The organism is Elusimicrobiota bacterium (genome assembly GCA_016182905.1).
Taxonomy (GTDB): Bacteria; Elusimicrobiota; Elusimicrobia; order UBA1565; family UBA9628; genus GWA2-66-18.
In genome coordinates this window covers 37,228-55,943 of sequence record JACPFR010000027.1, presented here as the reverse complement: position 1 = coordinate 55,943, position 18,716 = coordinate 37,228, and the positions used below count along the sequence as shown (strand labels likewise).

The following is an 18,716-nucleotide window of genomic DNA, read 5'->3' as shown; positions in this document are numbered from 1 at the left end:
CCGGTCTCGTAACCTTTATGACATTGACACCCCCGGGAGGCCCCTCTATACTTCACGGGTAATGCCGCCTCCCCTCCTCAAAGCCCCTCTCCTCGCCCTCGCGGCGCTTTTTTTTGGCCAAGCGGCGCGGGCGCAGATCGACATCGTCGAGAGGCAGGGCAACGTCGAGGTCTACCTGCCCCGGGTCCAGAGCTGGAATCGGGTCACCGAGGTGCCCTGGCGCGTCGAAAAGGGCGATAAGATCCGCACCGGCGGCGGCTCCACGGCCTCCCTCCTGACCCCGGACGGCTCGAAGATACTCCTGGGGGCGTCCTCCGAGTTCACGGCCGAGTCCTCCGCCGCGGTCGGGACCATGGCCCTGTTCAAGCTCGAGGTCGGCACGCTCAAGGCCTGGGTCACCAAGACCCTCAACCGCCGCTTCCAGGTCCGCACGCCGACCGCCGTCTGCTCGGTGCGCGGCACGGCGTTCTCGGTCGACGTCGCCGCCTCCCGGGCCACCTTGATCGACGTCAGCGAGGGTGTCGTCGGGGTCAAGACCTTGCTCGGCGAGGAGATCGAGCTCGGCGACGGGCGCACGATGCGCTCCATCCGGGTCATGCCCGACCAGCCGCTCGAGCGGGCGGCCGAGCGCGCCGCCGCCGCCGCGGCCGCCGCGGCCAAGCCCGCCGCCCCCGCCGCCGCCCCCAAGGTCATCGTCGCGGAGCGCAAGCCGCTGAAGCGGCTGGAGAAGACCACCGCCCCGCGGACGGTGGACGACGATTTCAAGAAGGACGTCGAGCGCGAGGTCGCCCTCGGCCAGTCCAAGGAAGCGATCCAGGCCGCCGCCGCCGTCGAGTCCCGCCGCGCCGAGTACCAGGAGGGCAAGACCCTCATCGACGCGTTCGGCAAGCGCGTGCGCCTCGAGGAGTACGTCGTGCGCCCCGCCGCCGACCAGTTCAAGCTCGTCGCCCTCTCCGAGCGCGCCGACCGTTTCGACTACTTCTACTATCAGGCCCGCTTCAACCAGACCCTGCCCGCCGACCTGACCGCGGCGACGCGCTACCTGACCGGCAAGTCCGGCGCCGCCCCCGACTACTTCATCACCGAGTTCGAGACCGGCCGCTCCAACACCCGGGACTCCGTCGTCGAGATCGGCACCGGCGGCCACCTCGTCAACTCCCCCCTGACGGCCGACAAAGTCGCCTACGACGGCCAGACCAACACCTTCACCACCGAGACGGCCGGGACCGCCTTCTGGACGACCCTCTTCGACAATTACTCCTACAAGATCAACGGGACCGAGAAGTACGGCTGGGAGCCCGCGGCCGGGGCCAACATCACCTCCTACGACTACGCCGTGGGCGGCATCCACACGCGCATACTCGGCGGCGGCGCGGACTGCGCCCTGGCCGGCTGCGCGGTCGCCGCGCCCGTCAACTGCACCTCCACGGCCTGCGAGAACGCCGCCCGGCCCTCCGCGATCACCCAGCCCGAGGGCGCCGGCGTCTTCCACGACCGCGTCACCATCACCTACGCCTTCGACGGCACGATGGAGATGTACGACTTCTACGTCGTCTCGGACGAGGGCCGCGTGGCGACGAAGGCCGACTTCAGCGGCGTGACGAGCGGGGCGCGCTACAAAGAGAAGCTCGTCCAGCACAACTTCCAGCAGCGCATCATCGCCTCCGAGTTCGGCGGCCGCAGCATCGACATCGTCGTCGAGCCCAAGATCCTGATCAAGGCGGGGGTCCTCCAGTGAGGAGGCTCCTCCTGGCGCTGGCGGCGGGCCTGGCTCTCGCGAGTCCCGCGTCCGCCGGCCCGGCCCAGACGCCCTGGCCGATGCGGCTAGGGAACGCCCAGCACACGAGCTCGACGACCGCCGGCGGGAGCATCGGCAACCCCCGCGTCTATTGGAGCCGGCAAGTCCTCGGCAGCGGCGACTTCTCGGGCGGCGTCGGCACGGTGCGGCCGCGCTACGGACCCAGCATCGGCCCCGACGGGACCCTCCTCGTCCCTTCGTTCGACCGCCTCCTGGCTCTCAATCCCTCCGACGGCGCCACGCTCTGGCAGACGGGGGCGACAGGCGCCAAGATCTCCCAGCCCGCGGTCACCGACAACGGCCTCGTGATCTATTCCAGCCAAAACGTCGTAGTGGCCGTTTCCACCAACACCGGCGCCGTCCAGTGGACGGTCGATCCGCGCGGCCCCTTCACGACCTTCAACTTCCCCGGAGGCTCGCCTGCGATCGGGGCCGACGGCTTCATCTACCTCGGCGACCAGGACGACGAGCGTGGCCTGGGCACCTATCCTTCCTACATCTACAAGATCGACGCCAGCACGGGCGGCGTGGCCTGGCGCACGAAGGTCGGAGCGAGCAGCTACTCGGGAGCTCCCGCGATCTCCACGGACGGGGCGCAGGTCATTTATCGCGGGAATTATACGGGCACGATCTCGCTCGCCAGCGCCACCGGCGTTTTCATCAGCAGCCACTACCCCGGCGGCTGGGCGGACTCGCTGGCGCTATCGGTGGACGATCAGGGCTTCGCCTACTTCACCTCGGAGAACGCGGCCTCCGGCGGCGAATATCTGATGAAGATGGACCTCCTGACGAACACCACGATCTGGCGCACCGCTGGCGCGGGGTCCGACAGCAACACGACCATATTCAGCCCGATCATCGCTCCGAGCCGCGTGATCGCCTCGAACGGATTTTCCAACCTCCAAGCCTTCGACCGGACCACCGGCGCCGCCTCCTGGACCTACTTCCCGACCGCCAGCCTGCAGTACGGCGGCGCGCCGACCTTGGTCAACGGCACGTCGCTCTATTTCCTCGACGACGGCAAGCTCGTGTCGCTCGACCCCGCCACCGGCGCCGTCAACTGGACGATGAACTACGCCGGGAACGACGGCTACGCGCAGTGGGGGTCCGGCGGCATCGCCGTCAGCAGCACCGGCGCGCTCTATTTCACCCACACGCAGACCTCCGGACGCAACGCCTACGCCGTCGCCGACTCGGGCGCGCGCCAAGTGGTCGGCATGTCCTCGTCCTCCATCGTCGCGCAAAACGGGAGCGTGTGGACCTCGACCGTGGTCTTCGAGACCCGCGACGGCGCGAGCGCTCTCCGGGGAATGGCCTCGCTGGCGATCTCGCAGACCGCCACGACGGGACTGGCCTACAACGCCTCCGCCACGACTTACAGCGTCGTCGGAAACCTCGTCAACGGACAGTACAGTTCCAGCGAAACCGGCTTGCTGGGTCTGTCCGTGGAGGCGAACCTCAACTCGCTGAGCCACGCGAACTGGAGCACGTTCTCCTCCACGCTCACCGCGACTTTGATCGGCGTGGGCGCGACCGCATCGATCGTGACGCGCGAGACCCGCGCCTCGACTTTCACGGTGACGCTCTCGACGCCCTCGATCGAGGACGACGGGACCGGCCGCATCGTTCAGGTGACGACCTTGACCTTCACCGTTTCCAATTCGACCGGCGGCCGGGTCTCGAATTTCCCGGTCGGCCTGGACCGGACGAATTTCACCGGAACCTGCAACGCGGTCGCCCCGGAATCCTCCTTGACCCCGGCCTCGAACTACTATCTGACCGACAGCACGGGGCAGGTGAGCGTCGCCTACCGCCTGCGCTACAGCGAGTCGGGGACCCTCCTATGCGCTCCCGCGCTCGCGCTTCCGTACGTCGCGCCGACGGTGACCGCCTACGCGCTCGGACTCCCGAATCTGCCGGTCGTCCTCGCCGACGCCCGCGCCTCGACGTTCACGGTCTCCTACTCCTCGCAGGCGCTGCAAAGCGACGTGCGGCGCACGACGATGACGGTGACCGTCTTCGACCCTCTCGGCAGCACCGTACCGGCGACGATCGTCCTGCTCAAGGACATGGTCGGCGCCGCCTACTTCCTCTACGGCTTCAACGGGATCCTGGCCGGCCCGACCGTGACCTGCGGCGGGACCCAGCTCATCGGGTACACCGACTCCCTCGGCCGCGCCCAGTTCCACGCCGACGGCCGCAACTGCGGATCCCACACGTTCGACAACTTCGCGAGCTTCCTCGCGTCGGCGCCCGTTTTCACGCCGAACGTGGCCGTCTCGACCCCCGCGGTCCTCGTCGAGTCGAACTTCCTCGACTCGTACCAGGTCTCGGTGCCGACGGTCACCTCGGTCGGCGTCTCGTTCCGCAGCACGGTCACGGCGGTCAACGCGTACGGCCATCAGCTGCCGGGCTACACCGAATCGGGCGTCACTTTGACGCCGCTGTTCGACCAGACCGCGGTCCAGGGCACCGGCACGCTCGGCACGAGCGTCATGAGCTTCGCCGGCTCCGGCGGCCAGGTCGTCATCAGCTCGCAGACCTACAACAAGATCGAGGACATCCAGATCAAGGCGACCCGGGGCAGCGGCAGCATCAAGACCGGCCTCTCCGGAACGCTCGTCGTGCGCGGCCCGAGCCACTTCATCGTCACGATCCCCACCGGGACGCAGGCGGGCGTGCCGTTCTCCATGACCGTGCGCGCCGTGGACTCGTCGAGCACGCCGGTCGTCGGCTACGCCGGCACCCTCTCGCTGTCGGCGCTCAACGCGGCCAACCAATCGCTCGCCGGCGCGGGCGTGCTGGGCGTGACGAACATCAACATGCCCGCCAACGGCGTCGTCACGATCGCCAACCAGACCTACACGAAGGCGGAGAGCATCGTCATCCGCGCGGCCGACACCGGCGCGGGCGTGGTCGGCGTCTCGACGTACGCGGCCGTCGTCGGCGCGGGCACGCCCGCCCAGATCGCGCTGCTCGCCAACCCGCAGTCCACGATCGCCGGCGTGCCGAGCGTGCTGACGGCGACGATCTACGACGGCTACTCGAACCCCGTGTCCAACTCGACGGCGACCTTCTCGGTGGCGACCGGCTCGGGCGTCGTGTCGCTGTCCTTGGTCAACGGCTCGGTCGTCTCGGCGGTGACCTCGACGCAGGCCGTCACCGACGCCTTCGGCCAGACCCAGGCCTTCTTCTCCTCGACCAACAGCCTCAGCGCCCAGGCCAACCTGCTGCGCGCCTCGATCGGCGCCTTGGCCCGCGACACGACCGTGTACTCGACCGTGCTCGTGACCTCGGCGGGCGGCGCCGTCGTCAACTTCAGCAACCCCCTGCTGCGCGCCGACATCCCGGCCAACACCTACGGCTTCAGCGTGCGCCTGGGCATCCAGGGCAAGTCCGAGCTCGCCGCCGCGGACCTGGCGCTGACGACCGCCGCCTTCGCGGCCACGGCCAACACCTTCGTCTCGACGACGGTCCTCAAGCTCTCGGCCGTGCGCGACGCGAGCCCGACGACGGCGGCCGGCGCGGGCAGCAGGCTCGTCACGGTCAGCATGCCCTACGTCGTCACCTCCGGCAGCATCAGCGTCGGGGCCTACGGGGCGCAGTCCATCCTCGTGCCGCTGTCGGTGATGCGCGTCTTCAAGCTCAACCAGGCCACGAGCGTCTTCGAGCAGGTCATCGACGGCGTGACGGCGGTGAACTCGGTGACCGGCGTCGTCACGGCCGAGGTCTCCAACCCCGACGGCATCTACGCCCTTGGCGCGCCGTCGTTCACGAACCTCACCACCGGCTCCTCGGCCACGGTCACGACCGCGCTCGCCGGCGGCACCACCGCCGAGGTCGTCGTCCCGACCGGCGGCTTCTCGGCCCCGGCCACGATCTCGGTGACGGTGCCCGGCGCCTCCGCCGTGCCGGCCCTGCCCGCGCGCCCCGGCCTGACCGCGCTCGGCGTCACGATCTCGGTGACCGCCGGCGGCCTGCAGCCCTCGGCGCCGGTGACGATCAAGATCGGCTACACGCCCGCCCAGGTCGCGGGCGTCAACCCCGACCACCTGAGGCTCGCCCGCTACGACGCGACGACCGGCTGGGTCGTCCTCGACAGCAGCGCCGACAATGAGACGCGCCAGGTCACCGGCACGACCGACCATTTCTCGCTGTTCCAGATCGTCGCCCAGACGCCCGGCGCCTCGGTCGCCGACGGCTTCGTGTTCCCCAACCCGTTCCGCCCCGCGCTCGGCCACACGAAGATCAAGCTCTCGAACCTGCCCGCGGGGGCGCACGTCAAGATCTTCACGGCGACGGGCCGCCTGCTCAAGGAGCTCGACGCCGACGCCGCGGGCCAGGTCCTGAGCTGGAACGGGACCGACCGGGACGGCCGCGCGCTCGCCAGCGGAGTCTACCTCGCCGTCATCGAGGGCACGGGCGGAAGGCGCACGATCAAGTTCGCGGTGCAAAGATGAGGCTCCTCGCCCTCGCCGTCCTGCTCGTCCTCCCGGCCCTCCCGGCCCGGGCGGCGGGACGCAATTCGACGGCCGAGTTCCTCAATACCCAGCCCGACGCCCGCGCCGCGGGCATGGGCGACGCCGGCCAGGCCTGCGCCTCGGGCGCGGGCGCGCTGACGACGAACCCAGCCGCGCTCTCCGCCATCTCGGCCCACGAGGCGTACTTCACCCACTCGATCCTCGGCAACGGCATCGGCGCCGACCATCTGGCCTACGGCGGGGCGTTCGGCAAGCACCGCTTCGGCCTGGCGTACCGCCACCTCGGCTACGGGACCCTCGAGGGCCGCGACGACGCCGGCGCGGTCACCGGCGGCTTCGGCCCCGGCGACACGGTCTACGCCCTGAGCTACGGCACGACCGCCGGCGACAAGATCCGCCTGGCCGCGACGGTCAAGCGCGTCGAGTCGAAGATCGTGACCACGGCGAAGACGACCGCCTTCGACGTCGGCGGCCAGTACGACCTCGACGACGACTGGGCGGTCGGCGTCTCCGGCCACAACCTCGGCGGCGGGCTCAAGTACGAGACGCAGTCGGACCCCCTGCCCGCCCGCGCGGCCTTCGGCGGCGCCTGGCGTCCGAGCCCGGGCTGGAACGTCGCGGCCGACCTCGTCGCCCCCGCCTACTCCCCTTTCTACGTCGCCCTCGGCGGCGAGTACCGCGCCCGCCTCTCGGGCGAGAACAATTCCGTGGCTTTCCGCGCAGGCATCAACACCAAGACTCCCGACGCGGGACGCTTCTCCGGCCTCAAGGCCGGCGTGGGCGGCCGCTTCGGGCCCGTCGAGGCCGATTACGCCTTCGGCCCCGGCGGGGACATCGCGGGCTCGCATCTCTTCGCGATCACCTACCGCTTCGGCACGCCGAGCGGCGAAAAAGGACCCCGCGAGAGATGACACGCCCCCACCTCCTATTGGCGGCCGCGCTGCTCGCGGCGGGACCGGCGCGCGCCGTCGAGCTCATCCCCGTCCTCGGCGGCACCTTCCTGCTGGGGCAGACCTTGCAGGACGGCAAGTCCACCTCGTGGAACGGGAACGCCAGCCTGCAGGCCACGCCGGCCTTGAAGTTCTCCGAGGCCTGGGGCCTGATCCCGACCTACGCCTTCGCCTACCAGGGCACCAAATCCATCGCCGACCTCGGCAGCGGCGGCCAGCTGTTCCAGGACTCGATGAGCCATTCGCTGCGCGTCAAAGGCGTCTGGCGCCGCGGCAACCTCAAGCTCAAGCCCCTGGCGGGCTATCGCTGGGAGTTCCTGCGCGAGACCGCCGACGAGAAATGGGGCAAGGGCCTGTTCGACTACCGCAAGCCCTCGCTCGGCCTCGAGGCCGAGTACGCCGTCGCCGAGGCCGTCACCGTTGGCGCGTCGGTCGACTGGTACCGCATCGAGTTCCCGAACTACCGCTCGCTCGAGTCCACCGTCAAAGGCCAGGGCCTGGGACGCGAGCAGGCCTCGGGCCGCACGCTCGACACCAACAACCTGTCCTGGACCGGGACGGCGGCCTTCCCGTTCGCGATACCCGGCGTGAAGACGCGCCTGTCCGTCAATTGGACCGATCGCCGCTATCCCGAGCAGAACCTCGTCCAGCCGACGGGCTCCCTCTCCGCGGAGCGCCGCGCCGACCAGCTCAAGACCGTGGCCGTCGGGCTCGGCCGCGGCTGGCGCCTGGGGGAGGAGAGCGGCGTCTACGTCGACATGCAGGGCTCCTGGACGCGCCTGGACAGCACGCAGAACCATTACGACGCCCAGACGGCGCGCTACACCGGCGACTACTACTCCTACGAGGAGATGTCGCTGCAGCCGCGCGCGACCTTCACGCTCGGGGCCCGTAAGGTCGAGCTGGCGCTCGCCTACCTCAACACGCGCCGGGAGTACCTCTCGCGCCTCGCGCAGGACCCCGGCGGGACCTACCTCGGCGACACGATGGTCCTCAACCAGGACAACTTCCTCTTCGACCTGGCCGTGCCCGTCGGCCGCGGCTTCAAGCTGCTCGTCAACTCGACGATCGCGACCGCGCGCTCGAACCAGAAGTACGAGAAGTTCTTCAAGACGAGCTACACGCTCCAGTCCCACATGGTCGGGTTCGCCTACAACTACTAACTGCTAAAGGCCTTCCTCTAAAGCAGTTGTGTCCGGCCGCTCGCGGCCGGACCTAGCCGAGGTCGGGAGGAAGGGCGGGCGCCTCGGGCTTTTCCTCGCCCTTGCGCACGCGGTCGATCTTCGCGACGGAGGCGTCGAGGCGCTTGAAGGACGTCTGCTCGATGTCGTGGTAGAGCTCGCCCACCTTGCCGACCTGCTCTCCCAGCTTGACGAAGCGCGCCTTGAACGTCTCGTAGGTGGCCGAGAAGCTCGAGATCAGCTTGAGGACTTCCTGGGTGGCCTGCGCGAAGTGGAAGTTGTCGAAGGACTGGCGGATGACGCCGAGGACGGCGTAGAGCGTGAACGGCGAGCACAGGACCACTTTTTGTCCCAGCGCCTCGTCCACGAGCCCCGGATAATTCTCCTGGATGAAGCCGTAGACCTGCTCGTTGGGGATGAAGAGCAGGACGTAGTCGAGGGTCCCCTCCTCGACGCTGATGTAGCCGCGCCCCTGCAGCTCCTTGATCCGGTTCTTGACGTCCCGCTCGAAATCCCTCTTGAGCTTGCTGCGCTCCTCGTCTCCCTCGGCGTGGAGCATCTTCAGCCAGTTGTCGAGCGGGAACTTCACGTCCATGTTGAGCTTCTTGCCCTCCGGGAGAAGGAAGGTGAAGTCGGGGCGGGTGGCGGCGGTGTCGAGGGCGCGGTTCTTGCGGTATTGAACGCCGTCGGCCAACCCGGACGCGCGCAGGATGTCGTCGGCCATCCGCTCGCCCCACTGGCCGCGGGCGCGGGAGTTGTCCATCAGCGCGCGCAGGCCCTCGGTCGAGGAGGCGAGCTTGGCGGTCTGCTCGGTCGCGTCCTTGAGGCCCTTCTCGAGGGAGCCGTACTTGGTCGCCCGGTCGGCCTCGAACTTGCGGACGAGCTCCTCGTAGTTCTTCAGGCGCTCGGACAGCTTGTCCACGGTGTTCTCGACCGACGCCTTCTTCTCGTCGAGCTCGCTCTTCTGCTTGACCCGCTCGGTCTCGAACTTCTGCTCGGCCAGCTCCAGCAGGGCGCGGAAATCCTCGCGCATCTGGACGCGGCCGGCGTCCTCGTTCTTGCGCGAGGAGAAGAAGATGAGATAACAGATGACGACCGCGACGGCCGCGCCGGAGATCACCGCCAGCAAGATCGTCAATACGTTCATCGCCGGGACCTCGTCGTGAGGATATTCACGGCCTCGAGGTCGAGGCACTCGAGCTTGCAGGTGCGCCCCGTCTCGAGATAGAGCTTGAGCTTGGCGAGGCCGTCCTCCCAGGCGCGCGCGTAGCGCTCGCGGAGCTCGCCGGCGCCGGGGTCCGACGGGAAGCCGGCATGGAGCAAGGTCACCTCGCTCTTGCCGCCGCGGGCGGGCAGGATGAAGATCGAGGCGAGGGCGGGCGCGCCCTTCTCGCCGCGGGCCGGCTTCCACAGCCAGGCGACCTTGCGCGCGGGCTCGAGGTCCACGAAAACGCCCTCCCGCTCGCCGAACCCGGGGCAGCGGACCCCGTCCTTGGCGCGGCGGACCGGCCAGATCATGCGCAGGCGGCCCGCGTTGCGCGCGTCGGTCTCGGCGCCGAGCACCCACCAGCGCGTCAGCTCGCGGGCCGAGGTCAGGCTGCGGTAGACGAGCTCCGGCTTGGCGCGGATCGTCGCGACGAGGCGGATGTCGCGGGTGGAAAGGCGAGGGGTCTCGGCGGACGGCATCGTTTCAGTGTAGCACAGGGCCCGCGAACGGGCCAGGGGTCGAAGGGCGTCAGGCTTTGGGACCGGGGACCCGGATCTTCGCGCCTCCGGGGCCGGCGGTGCGCGGCATGAAGGAGCCCATCAGCCCGGCGAATTTATCCAGATAGCTCGGGAAGCCCCGCTCCGTCGCGGGATAGGTCAGCACGTAAAAACCGTCCTCGATGGGGACGACGACATAGGCATGCTTGCGCAGGACGAACGATTCGCCGGTGCCCGCCCGGGCGCTGATGCCCCACTTGTTGGCCGCCGGGGCCGGCGTCGCGGACTCGACGATGAAGCCCTTCGCCTTGAGGCCGGACTGCTTGAGCGTGACCTCCGGGATCACCTCGGCCTTCGTCTCCTCGTCGTAGGATACCTTGCCGTCGAGCCGGAGCAGGATGTACTCGGGGCCGTAGACCTGGGCCAGGGTCTGACGGATGAAGTCGTCGGCCCCGGAATACAGCTCCAGGCGGCCGTCGGTCAGGCGGTGCGGGCGGTAGCGGCGATACCAGCGCACGCTGAGGCTCGGCGCGCCGAGATAGAAATCGGGGTCGAAAGGGCCGATGAAGGCCGTCTGGGAGAAATCGGAGTCCTGCTGGTCGGTCATCACCTGCCAGCCCCACGGGACGGACGCGGCGAAGTCCTTGTTGATCGACTCGTAGCTCGCGTATTTGGGCGGGCTGCAGGCGGCGGCGAGGGTCAAAAGGAGGACCGCGGACAGACGGCGCAGAAAGGTGCTTTTCATCCTCTTATAGAGTTCCGAGTATAACAGGACCGCGGCATGTTGTCCAGGTCATTCCTCGGGCTCGACGGGCGCGGGCAGGGCCTTGGCCCGGGCCTCGGCCTCGCGCGCGGCTCCCTCGTTGCCCAGCTTGCGCTGCACGGCGGCCAGACGCGGCAGGATCTCGGCCTCCACGGCCGGCGCGCCCAGAGCGCGGGCCGACTCGACGGCGGACCGATACGCGTCCCGGGCCTCCGGCGCGCGGCCGCGAGCCTCGAGCGCGAAGGCGTAGGCGGCCTTCAGCTCCGGATCGCGGCGCAGGCGCGGGCGTTCGCGCGCGAGCTCCAGGTGGCGGTCGGCCTTGTCGGTCAGGCCGAGGCGGCCGAGGGCGTAGGCCTTCCAGATCAGGGCCTGCACGGAGTCCGGGGCCTGGACGAGCCAGCGGTCGAGCTCCTCCAGCGCCTTGCCCGCCTTGCGCTTGTCGGCGAGCAAAGGATCGAGGCCGTCAGGCCACATCCGGTTGGGAGCGATCAGGCGCGGCTCCCGCGGCGCGAGAAGGGCGTTCTCGCCGACCTTCTTCAGATAGACCAGGGCCCGGTCGTCGGCGTAGCCGAGGACCCAGTTGGGGTCCTCGTCGATGACCCGCGCCGGCGCCCCCGCTCGGTGGTTGTGCATCACCGCGTAGTCGAAGCGGTACACCATGTCGAGCTGGCGGAACATCCGCGGCCAGGCCGCGGCCTCGCGCTTGAACGAAGCCGGGTATACGCCGGGACGGGCGTCCACGAAGACGGGGCGGTCGGACAGGCCGATCAGCTCGGCGCCCGTGTCCGGCTCGTTGAACATGCGTCCGTGCACGCCGTTGGACTGCATGTAGTGCGCCGCGCCCGACAGCGCCGGCGCGCCGTAGCCGCGCACGCGGGAGAGCGGCTCCGCCACGAGATGATGGTAGCCCGCGAGCAGCAAGCCCGCGAACGCCGCCCAGCGCAGCACGCGCGGCCACGTGTCGGAGCGGGGCTTGAGCCAATGCCCGAGCGCGAGGGCGATGACCGGGCAGGCCGCCAGGACAGCCAGCGGGCGCAGGCCCGGCAGGACGAAGGAGAGGGCGATGACGGTCGTCGCCGCCACGGTCGTCACGAACTCCTGCTGAAGCGTGTACCAGGACGAGGCCAGCCCCGCGACCGCGAACAACGTGTAAAGGGAGAGCCAGTCCGCCGGCCAGCCGCCGGCGACCGCGGTCGCGTCCGCGAAGGTGCGCCCGAGCACGGCCCAGCCGAGCGGGTTCCAGGCGAGGGTCAGCACGCAGGCCGCGAGCGTCGCCCAATAGCCGAGGCGCTCGCGCGCGGCGGTGCGCAGGGACGCCTTGAACACCTTGAGCCCGACGAGCCACAGCCCCAGCAGGGCCGACGCGCCGTGCGTGTTGGCCCACAGCGCCGTCAGCGCCGCGGCCGCCGCCCCCTGCCACCATCGGAAGCGGTGACGGGGCCGCAGCAGGCGGACGAAGAGCGCGAAATACAAAAGATCGAAGACCGCCGGCGTCTCGACGAGGCCGGCCCAGCCCGCGCACGCGCCGAGCGCCAGCAAGGCCGCCGCCGCGAGCGGGCTGCCGTGGTTGACCGGGAGCAGGAGCGCGAAGGCGGCGGCCGCCGCGACGCTCTTCAGGAACACGACGGCCTTCACGCCGCCGAGCGCGTCGAGCCGGGCCGCGACGACGTCGAACAGCCAGGAGTCCGTCGACCACGCGCCGCCCGAGGCGCCGTAGCCGAAGGGATCCGTCCGGGGAAGGGCGTGCTCGGCGAGGATCTTCGCGCCGGTCTTCAGATGGATCCAGGTCTCGGGGGCGTGCACCGAGCGCCAGCCGAGCGCGAACACGAACGCGAAGAGCAAGGTCTCGAGGGGCCAGTGGGGGTGATGAGGCTTATCGTGCGGGTGCGCGCCTTGCTTCATTCAGCGGCTATCCTACAAAATCGGCTACAATGCGTTTCACGGAGAAAAACAAATGGATTTCGAGCTCAGCGACGCCCAGAAGGACATCCGCGACACGGTCCGCAAGTTCGCGGAGGCCAAGATCAAGCCCCTCGCCCACGACCTCGACGAAAAAGAGGAGTTTTCCGCCGACCTGACGCGGCAGATGGGCGCTCTCGGCGTGTTCGGGCTCATCGTCCCCGAGGAGTTCGGCGGCTCGGGCCTCGACTACACCTCCTACTGCATCGCCGTCGAGGAGCTCGCCCGCGTGGACGGCTCCCAGGCCGCCACGGTCGCGGCGGGCGTTTCCCTCGGCGTGGCCCCCATCCTCTACTTCGGCACCGACGCGCAGAAGAAGGAGTGGCTCCCCCGCCTTGCGGCGGGCGAGCTGTTGTTCGCGTTCGGTCTCACGGAGCCCGACGCCGGCAGCGACTCGCGCGGCTCGCGCACGAAGGCGACGAAGAACGCCGACGGCACGTGGACGATCGACGGCTCGAAGATCTTCATCACCAACGGCTCCAACGAGCTGACCGGCGGCGTGATCGTGCAGGCCGTCAGCGACCGCAACGCGGCCGGCGATCCGGAGTTCACCTGCTTCATCGTGCCCAAGGGCACGCCCGGCTTCACCTCGAGGCGCATGCACAAGAAGCTGATGTGGCGCGCCAGCGACACCGCCGAGCTGTATTTCGACAAGGTCGTCGTTCCCGATTCGGCCATACTCGGCAAGCGCGGCACCGGCTCGCGCCAGATGCTCAAGACCTTGGATTCCGGCCGCCTGTCCATCGCCGCGATGGGCCTCGGCTGCGCGCAGGGCGCCTACGAGGCCGCGCTGTCCTACGCCCAGAAGCGCGTCCAGTTCGGCAAGCCGCTCTCGCGCTTCCAGGCCATCGCCTTCAAGCTCGCCGACATGGCGATGAAGATCGAGCACGCGCGCGTCTTCCTGTATAAAGCGTGCTGGCTTCGCGATCAAAAGAAGCCCTTCGGCAAGGAAAGCGCGATGGCGAAGCTGTACTGCTCCGAGGTCGCCCAGTGGGTGGCCAACGAGGCCGTCCAGATCCACGGCGGCTACGGCCTGATGAAGGAATTCGACGTCGAGCGCTTCTACCGCGACCAGCGCCTCCTTCAGATCGGCGAGGGCACGTCGGAGATCCAGCGCCTCGTGATCTCGCGCGCGATCGGCTGTTGAACAAGGAGCTCATCGCGGCCTTCGGCCTCGAGCCCCATCCCGAGGGCGGCTATTACAAAGAGACCTACCGCAGCGCGGAAAGGATGACCACGCGCGGCGGCGCCTCGCGGCCGATCTCGACGGGGATATTGTTCCTCCTGCCCGAAGGGCAAAAGTCCCGCCTCCACCGCATCAAGTCCGACGAGCTGTGGCACTTCCACCTCGGCGGCCCGCTGCGCCTGACCCAGATCGCCCCGGAAGGCGCCGTCACCGAGGTCGTCCTCGGCCCGGACTTCAAGAACGGCCAGCGCCTCCAGCACGTCGTGCCCGCCCGCCACTGGTTCGGCGCCGCGCCCGAGCCCGGCTCCGGCTTCTCCTTCGTCGGCTGCACCGTCGCCCCCGGCTTCGACTTCGACGACTTCGACCTGGGATCTCGCTCCACCTTGCTCGCGCGCTTCCCGGACGCGAAAGACGTCATCGTCAAGCTCACTGATTAGCCGAGGCGTCCCCGTCAACGCGCCCGACTGTTTCCGGAAACAGTCGGGCCGCAAGCGACAAAAGTTCCGTGGGCCTTCGGACCTGGTCGAAACAGGGCCGAATGCCTCCTTTTATATCCCCCCGGCACCCTTATAATGAGGCCATGAGGCTCATGCGACAGACGATCGCTCTCTTACTGTCCATGACGCTGGGCGCCACGCCCGCCCTCGCCCAAATCCGGTCGATATCCGTCTCCGTTCCCTCCGCCGCCGCCCCCTCAGCCGTCAGCGCCGCAGGCGCAAGCTCCAACCCCTCGCTCCCCGGAATTCCGGTCTTCGGCACGATCCCAAACACGTTGCCGTCGTTGTCGTTGTCTCCGTCTTTATCCGCCCCTTCCGTCGTTCCCAACGCGCAGCCGGTCTCTCCGGGAATCGCTCCATCCGTTGCCGTTAAAGCCGTTGTCGCCGTCCAAGCCTCCAAGTCAGCGGCCGCCCCGAAGCCCGTCCAAGCCACGGCCGCGGCGTTAGCTTCGGTCCAGCACGCGGCGTCGAAGGCCGTCGAAGGCCTTTCCAAAGCGTCAGGCGATTCGGCCAGCTCCAAAGCCTCGGCCCAGTTCTCCGCGCTCGTCTCCGAAGCCCTCGCGACGCCGTCCCGCTCCGACTCCTCCCTCGCGCCGGTCGCCGGCCGCATGGCCGCCCTCGCCCCCTCCGGCCTTTCCGCGAGGCGCCTCTCCGCCCCCGCCGCCGACGAGAAGGCCGTCCCTCCCGCCCCGCGCAAAGCCGGCATCACCACGGTCTTCAAGGACCCCGAGCGCAACCGCGCCTTCTGGCGCTACGTCGGCGGCTACAGCATCTTCCTCTTCGGCTATCAGATGTACGTCGTCGGCCTTCCCTACCTGATCTCCGCGATCACGCGCAATTCCCTCACCGAGAACCGCGACGCCCGCGCCGCGAACGAGGAGACCCTCAAGTCGATGATCCGCTCCAACCGCTCCCTGGCGCGCATCGCGCACTGGGTCGCGCAGGGCGTCAGCTACGCGACGATCCCCCTCTTCACGCGCGGGATCGACGGCGACGGGCCCAAGAAATGGCTCGTGCGCTCGATGCTCGGCCGCGCCGCCATGCTCGCGGGCATCGCCGGCCTGTTCTTCGCGACGGGCCTGCTCAGCGTGACGGGCGCGCTCTGGACCTTCCTCGGCCTCGTCGCCCTCCAGTCCTTCTTCCAGGGCATCGCGGTGACCTTCGAGGGCGCGGCGACGACGCGCATCATGGGCGACTCGACCGTCACCAGCGAGGAGCGCACCAAGGCCAACTCGATCCTGACCTTCATCGCCGCGCTCTTCGCGATCATCGCGCCCGTCATCGCCGGCCAGATCGCGCAGATCGGCCCGGTGATGGGCAAGACCGGCGTCGGCGGCGCCGTGATCTACTCGATCTATGCCGGCGCCATCGCGCTGGCCGCCTTGGTGTACGCCTCGATCAAGCTGATCGGCGGCGCCAAGAAGGCCAACCTCGCCCGGAAGCCCGGCGAAGCGGCGGAGGCCCCCGCCCCGAAGGGCGCGGGCGGCACGCTCAGGAGCCTGTGGTCTTCGATCAAGGACGGCACGAAGCTCGTGTTCAAGGACCGGTTCCTGCGCACGCTCCTGCTGATGTCGATGGTGACGTCCCTGTTCTCCGACCCCCTCGTCTTCAACGTGCTCCCCGAGTACATCGAGGGCCTCGTCGCCGGCAACCCGGGCTCGGTCGGCGCGATCATGGACATCCCCGTCCTCGGCTGGTTCCTCAAGTCGCTGACCGCGACGCCGATGGGCAACTTCGCGATGATGATGGTGATGGCGAGCGTGGGCTCCATCGCCGCCTCGCTGCTCATCAAGCCGCTCACGAAGCTCTTCCAGAGATTCGGCTTCAAGACCGACGAGGCGCTGACGATCCCGTTCTTCATACTGGCCGCGCTGGAAGCCCCCCTGTTCCTCCTGATGATCAACACCCCGACGATGCTCGGCGCCGTCGCGCTGTACGGCCTGCAGTCGCTGGCCGTCGGCTTCATCGGCATCGCGATCTCGGGCCTGTACCAGAAGAACCTCGGGGCCCACAAGGACGAGGACGTCAACAAGATCCTGGCCGCGCAGTCGCTGCTCGGCATCGCCGCCGCGATCGTCTCGACCTACGTCTACGGCTTCGTCCTCAAGGACATCTCGATCGCGACCTCGCTGACGATCGCCGCGATCGCGACCGGCGTGATGGGCCTTCTGCGCCTCGCCGCCCCCTTCCTGTCCTTCAGCAAGGCCTCGCGCCAGCCGCCGCCCGAGCCGCCCGCGCCCGGCCCCGTCCCGCCCGCGCACGCCAAGCCTCCGTCCGGCGACCACCACGGGCCGAACTCGATCCTCTCCACCCACCTGTAAAATACCGGCTCATCCGGCATTTTAACGCTGGCCTCGCGCGGCGCGTTATAGTATGAATAGGGCGTGAGCGTGCACGCCTTGCCCATGGCCACCTTAGAGATCGACCACCCCCAGCAGGACCAGATCGTGACCTCGCCGATCTACACCTTCCGCGTCGACGGGCCCGAGACCCTCGGCTCCCTCGAGATCGCGGTCGACCGCGGCCCGTGGCGGGCCTGCCGCCGGGCCTGCGGCTACTGGTGGTACGACTGGTCGGACTACGGCAACGGCGAGCACGTCCTCGTCGCGCGCGGCCAGAACCGCGACGGCTCCCCCGTCGGCTCCACGCCGCGGCGCTTCACCGTCGCGCTGCGCAAGTAGTCGCTCCCCCGTCATAAACGGCTGACTCCCCCGTCGTGGACGCCGCGCGCGCGCCTTGTCTATCCTTCGCGCATGAGACACCTGATGCTCGTCCTCCTTCTCGCCCCGGCGGCCTTCGCCGCCGATGACGACAATCCCGCGACGCCCAAGGACCTGAAGGGCTTCGCCGAGACCAAGCGCTGGTTCACCGAGCACCGCAAGGATTTCGGCGAACGCCAGGCCGCCATGCTCAAGCGGCGCTACGACCTCTCCGACCGCCCCGCGAAGGACGCGACCATGTTCCGCGGCAAGAGCGTCCAGCAGGGCGTGCGCGCGAGGCTGCCCGTCGGCGCCGCCTGGGAGGACCTGCTGAAGTCCCCGCCCGAGGACGTCCGCGCCCGGGACCGCTTCCCCGAGGGCTACATGCCGCTCCCTCATCCGAACCATCCCGAGGGAGGGATGCTGTTCCCCCGCGCGCAGATCGACGAGATCAAGAAGCAGGAGGGGCGGGACCTCGAGCGCTACGACCTCGACTTCGATCTTCCCGATCATTTCCTTCCCGAGTTCCCCCCGGCGATGTTCCTGACCACGCGGCCGGACCTCGGCGACGTGTCGAAGGGCAGGCTCGTCACGCTCGACAACTTCCACGAGCTCCTGGGCGGCGTCCTGAACATGAAGCAGCTCGACGGCCTGCGCCTGCTGCTCACGCCGTTCCCCCAGCAGCAGTTCAACGCGACCGACGACCGCCGCGTCGTCCGTCCGAGCCTGGGCGTGACCTGCTTCGACTGCCACGCCAACGGCGGCGCCAACGGCGCGACGCACCTCGTCGGCGACATCCGCCCGCAGGAGTTCCGCCACCGCATCGAGACCCCGGCCCTGCGCGGCGTGAACGTCCAGCGCCTGTTCGGCTCCCAGCGCGCGCTCAAGAGCGTCGAGGATTTCACCGAGTTCGAGCAGCGCGCCGCCTACTTCGACGGGGACATCGCGCTCGCGGCGAAGAAGGGCGTCCACGCGCCCGACCGCGCCTCGCAGGTCCACCACATGGCGGAGTTCCAGGAGCTGCTCGACTTCCCGCCCGCGCCGAAGCTCGGCCTCGACGGGAAGCTGCTCGCCGCGAAGGCCTCCCCCGCGGAGCTGCGCGGCCAGATGCTGTTCTTCGGCAAGGCGAAGTGCGCCGACTGCCACGAGCCGCCGTACTACACCGACAACGCGATGCACGACCTGAAGGTCGAGCGCTTCTACAAGCCGCGCCTCATCCGCGGCATGATGGCGTCGGCCGATGGGCCGATCAAGACCTTCCCCCTGCGCGGGATCAAGGACACCCCGCCGTACCTGCACGACGGGCGCCTCCCGACGCTCGACGACGCGGTGAGGTTCTTCAACCTCGTGCTGGAGACGAAGCTCACGCCTCAGGAAGAGGCGGACCTGGCGGCGTTCCTCAAGGCGCTCTGACTCGAGCCGCCCCCGGCGTTCGCCGGGGGCGGCTCTTTCTCAGGAGCGCCCGGAAGCGCCCGAGGAAAGGCTCCTGGGAGGAACC

Annotated in this window: 14 protein-coding genes; 9 read left to right on the top strand and 5 right to left on the bottom strand. The window is 69.0% G+C overall.

What is annotated here, in order from left to right; all coding sequences use genetic code 11:
* Positions 1-61: 61 nt before the first annotated feature.
* From HYV14_10645 to HYV14_10630, 4 genes are read left to right on the top strand one after another with little or no spacing between them, the layout of a single operon-like run.
* Positions 62-1,738, top strand: coding sequence for a FecR domain-containing protein (locus tag HYV14_10645; protein MBI2386458.1), 1,677 nt, complete (start codon positions 62-64; stop codon positions 1,736-1,738).
* A complete protein-coding gene (locus tag HYV14_10640; GenBank protein ID MBI2386457.1) occupies positions 1,735-6,258 on the top strand; it encodes a PQQ-binding-like beta-propeller repeat protein in 4,524 nt (1,507 codons plus the stop codon). The genes HYV14_10645 and HYV14_10640 overlap by 4 nt, the downstream gene beginning before the upstream one ends.
* Entirely contained in the window at positions 6,255-7,190 is a 936-nt protein-coding gene (locus HYV14_10635) for a PorV/PorQ family protein (protein MBI2386456.1), read from the top strand. Before HYV14_10640 ends, HYV14_10635 begins: the two co-directional genes overlap by 4 nt.
* Entirely contained in the window at positions 7,187-8,392 is a 1,206-nt protein-coding gene (locus HYV14_10630) for a hypothetical protein (GenBank protein MBI2386455.1), read from the top strand. The genes HYV14_10635 and HYV14_10630 overlap by 4 nt, the downstream gene beginning before the upstream one ends.
* A 52-nt stretch (positions 8,393-8,444) precedes the next feature.
* Here HYV14_10630 and rmuC read toward each other — a convergent pair whose 3' ends face one another.
* From rmuC to HYV14_10610, 4 genes are read right to left on the bottom strand one after another with little or no spacing between them, the layout of a single operon-like run.
* Positions 8,445-9,557, bottom strand: a complete 1,113-nt coding sequence (gene rmuC, locus HYV14_10625; GenBank protein ID MBI2386454.1) for a DNA recombination protein RmuC — start codon at positions 9,555-9,557, stop codon at positions 8,445-8,447.
* Positions 9,554-10,096 (bottom strand): SRPBCC domain-containing protein, encoded by a 543-nt coding sequence (locus HYV14_10620; protein ID MBI2386453.1) that lies wholly within the window; start codon positions 10,094-10,096, stop codon positions 9,554-9,556. Before HYV14_10620 ends, rmuC begins: the two co-directional genes overlap by 4 nt.
* A gap of 49 nt (positions 10,097-10,145) precedes the next feature.
* Positions 10,146-10,859, bottom strand: a complete 714-nt coding sequence (locus HYV14_10615) for a hypothetical protein (GenBank protein ID MBI2386452.1) — start codon at positions 10,857-10,859, stop codon at positions 10,146-10,148.
* A 48-nt stretch (positions 10,860-10,907) separates the two neighbouring features.
* Entirely contained in the window at positions 10,908-12,779 is a 1,872-nt protein-coding gene (locus HYV14_10610) for a hypothetical protein (GenBank protein MBI2386451.1), read from the bottom strand.
* A 52-nt stretch (positions 12,780-12,831) separates the two neighbouring features.
* On the opposite strand from HYV14_10610, the gene HYV14_10605 reads away from it, so the two are divergent.
* Together HYV14_10605 and HYV14_10600 are read left to right on the top strand one after the other, a co-directional pair.
* The gene (locus tag HYV14_10605; protein ID MBI2386450.1) at positions 12,832-13,983 is read left to right on the top strand and encodes an acyl-CoA dehydrogenase family protein; all 1,152 of its coding nucleotides are present in this window, start codon (positions 12,832-12,834) and stop codon (positions 13,981-13,983) included.
* Positions 13,977-14,459 (top strand): cupin domain-containing protein, encoded by a 483-nt coding sequence (locus HYV14_10600; GenBank protein ID MBI2386449.1) that lies wholly within the window; start codon positions 13,977-13,979, stop codon positions 14,457-14,459. The genes HYV14_10605 and HYV14_10600 overlap by 7 nt, the downstream gene beginning before the upstream one ends.
* A 130-nt stretch (positions 14,460-14,589) precedes the next feature.
* On the opposite strand, the gene HYV14_10595 is transcribed toward HYV14_10600, so the two are convergent.
* Positions 14,590-15,129, bottom strand: coding sequence for a hypothetical protein (locus HYV14_10595; protein MBI2386448.1), 540 nt, complete (start codon positions 15,127-15,129; stop codon positions 14,590-14,592).
* Here HYV14_10595 and HYV14_10590 point away from each other — a divergent pair.
* The 3 genes from HYV14_10590 to HYV14_10580 all read left to right on the top strand — a co-directional run bounded on the left by HYV14_10590 (position 15,128) and on the right by HYV14_10580 (position 18,631).
* Positions 15,128-16,840, top strand: coding sequence for a hypothetical protein (locus tag HYV14_10590; protein MBI2386447.1), 1,713 nt, complete (start codon positions 15,128-15,130; stop codon positions 16,838-16,840). The genes HYV14_10595 and HYV14_10590 overlap by 2 nt on opposite strands.
* Before the next feature lie 63 nt (positions 16,841-16,903).
* Complete coding sequence (locus tag HYV14_10585; GenBank protein MBI2386446.1) at positions 16,904-17,200, top strand: hypothetical protein; 297 nt, start codon at positions 16,904-16,906, stop codon at positions 17,198-17,200.
* Positions 17,201-17,272: 72 nt separating this feature from the next.
* Entirely contained in the window at positions 17,273-18,631 is a 1,359-nt protein-coding gene (locus HYV14_10580) for a cytochrome B6 (protein ID MBI2386445.1), read from the top strand.
* Positions 18,632-18,716: the final 85 nt, after the last annotated feature.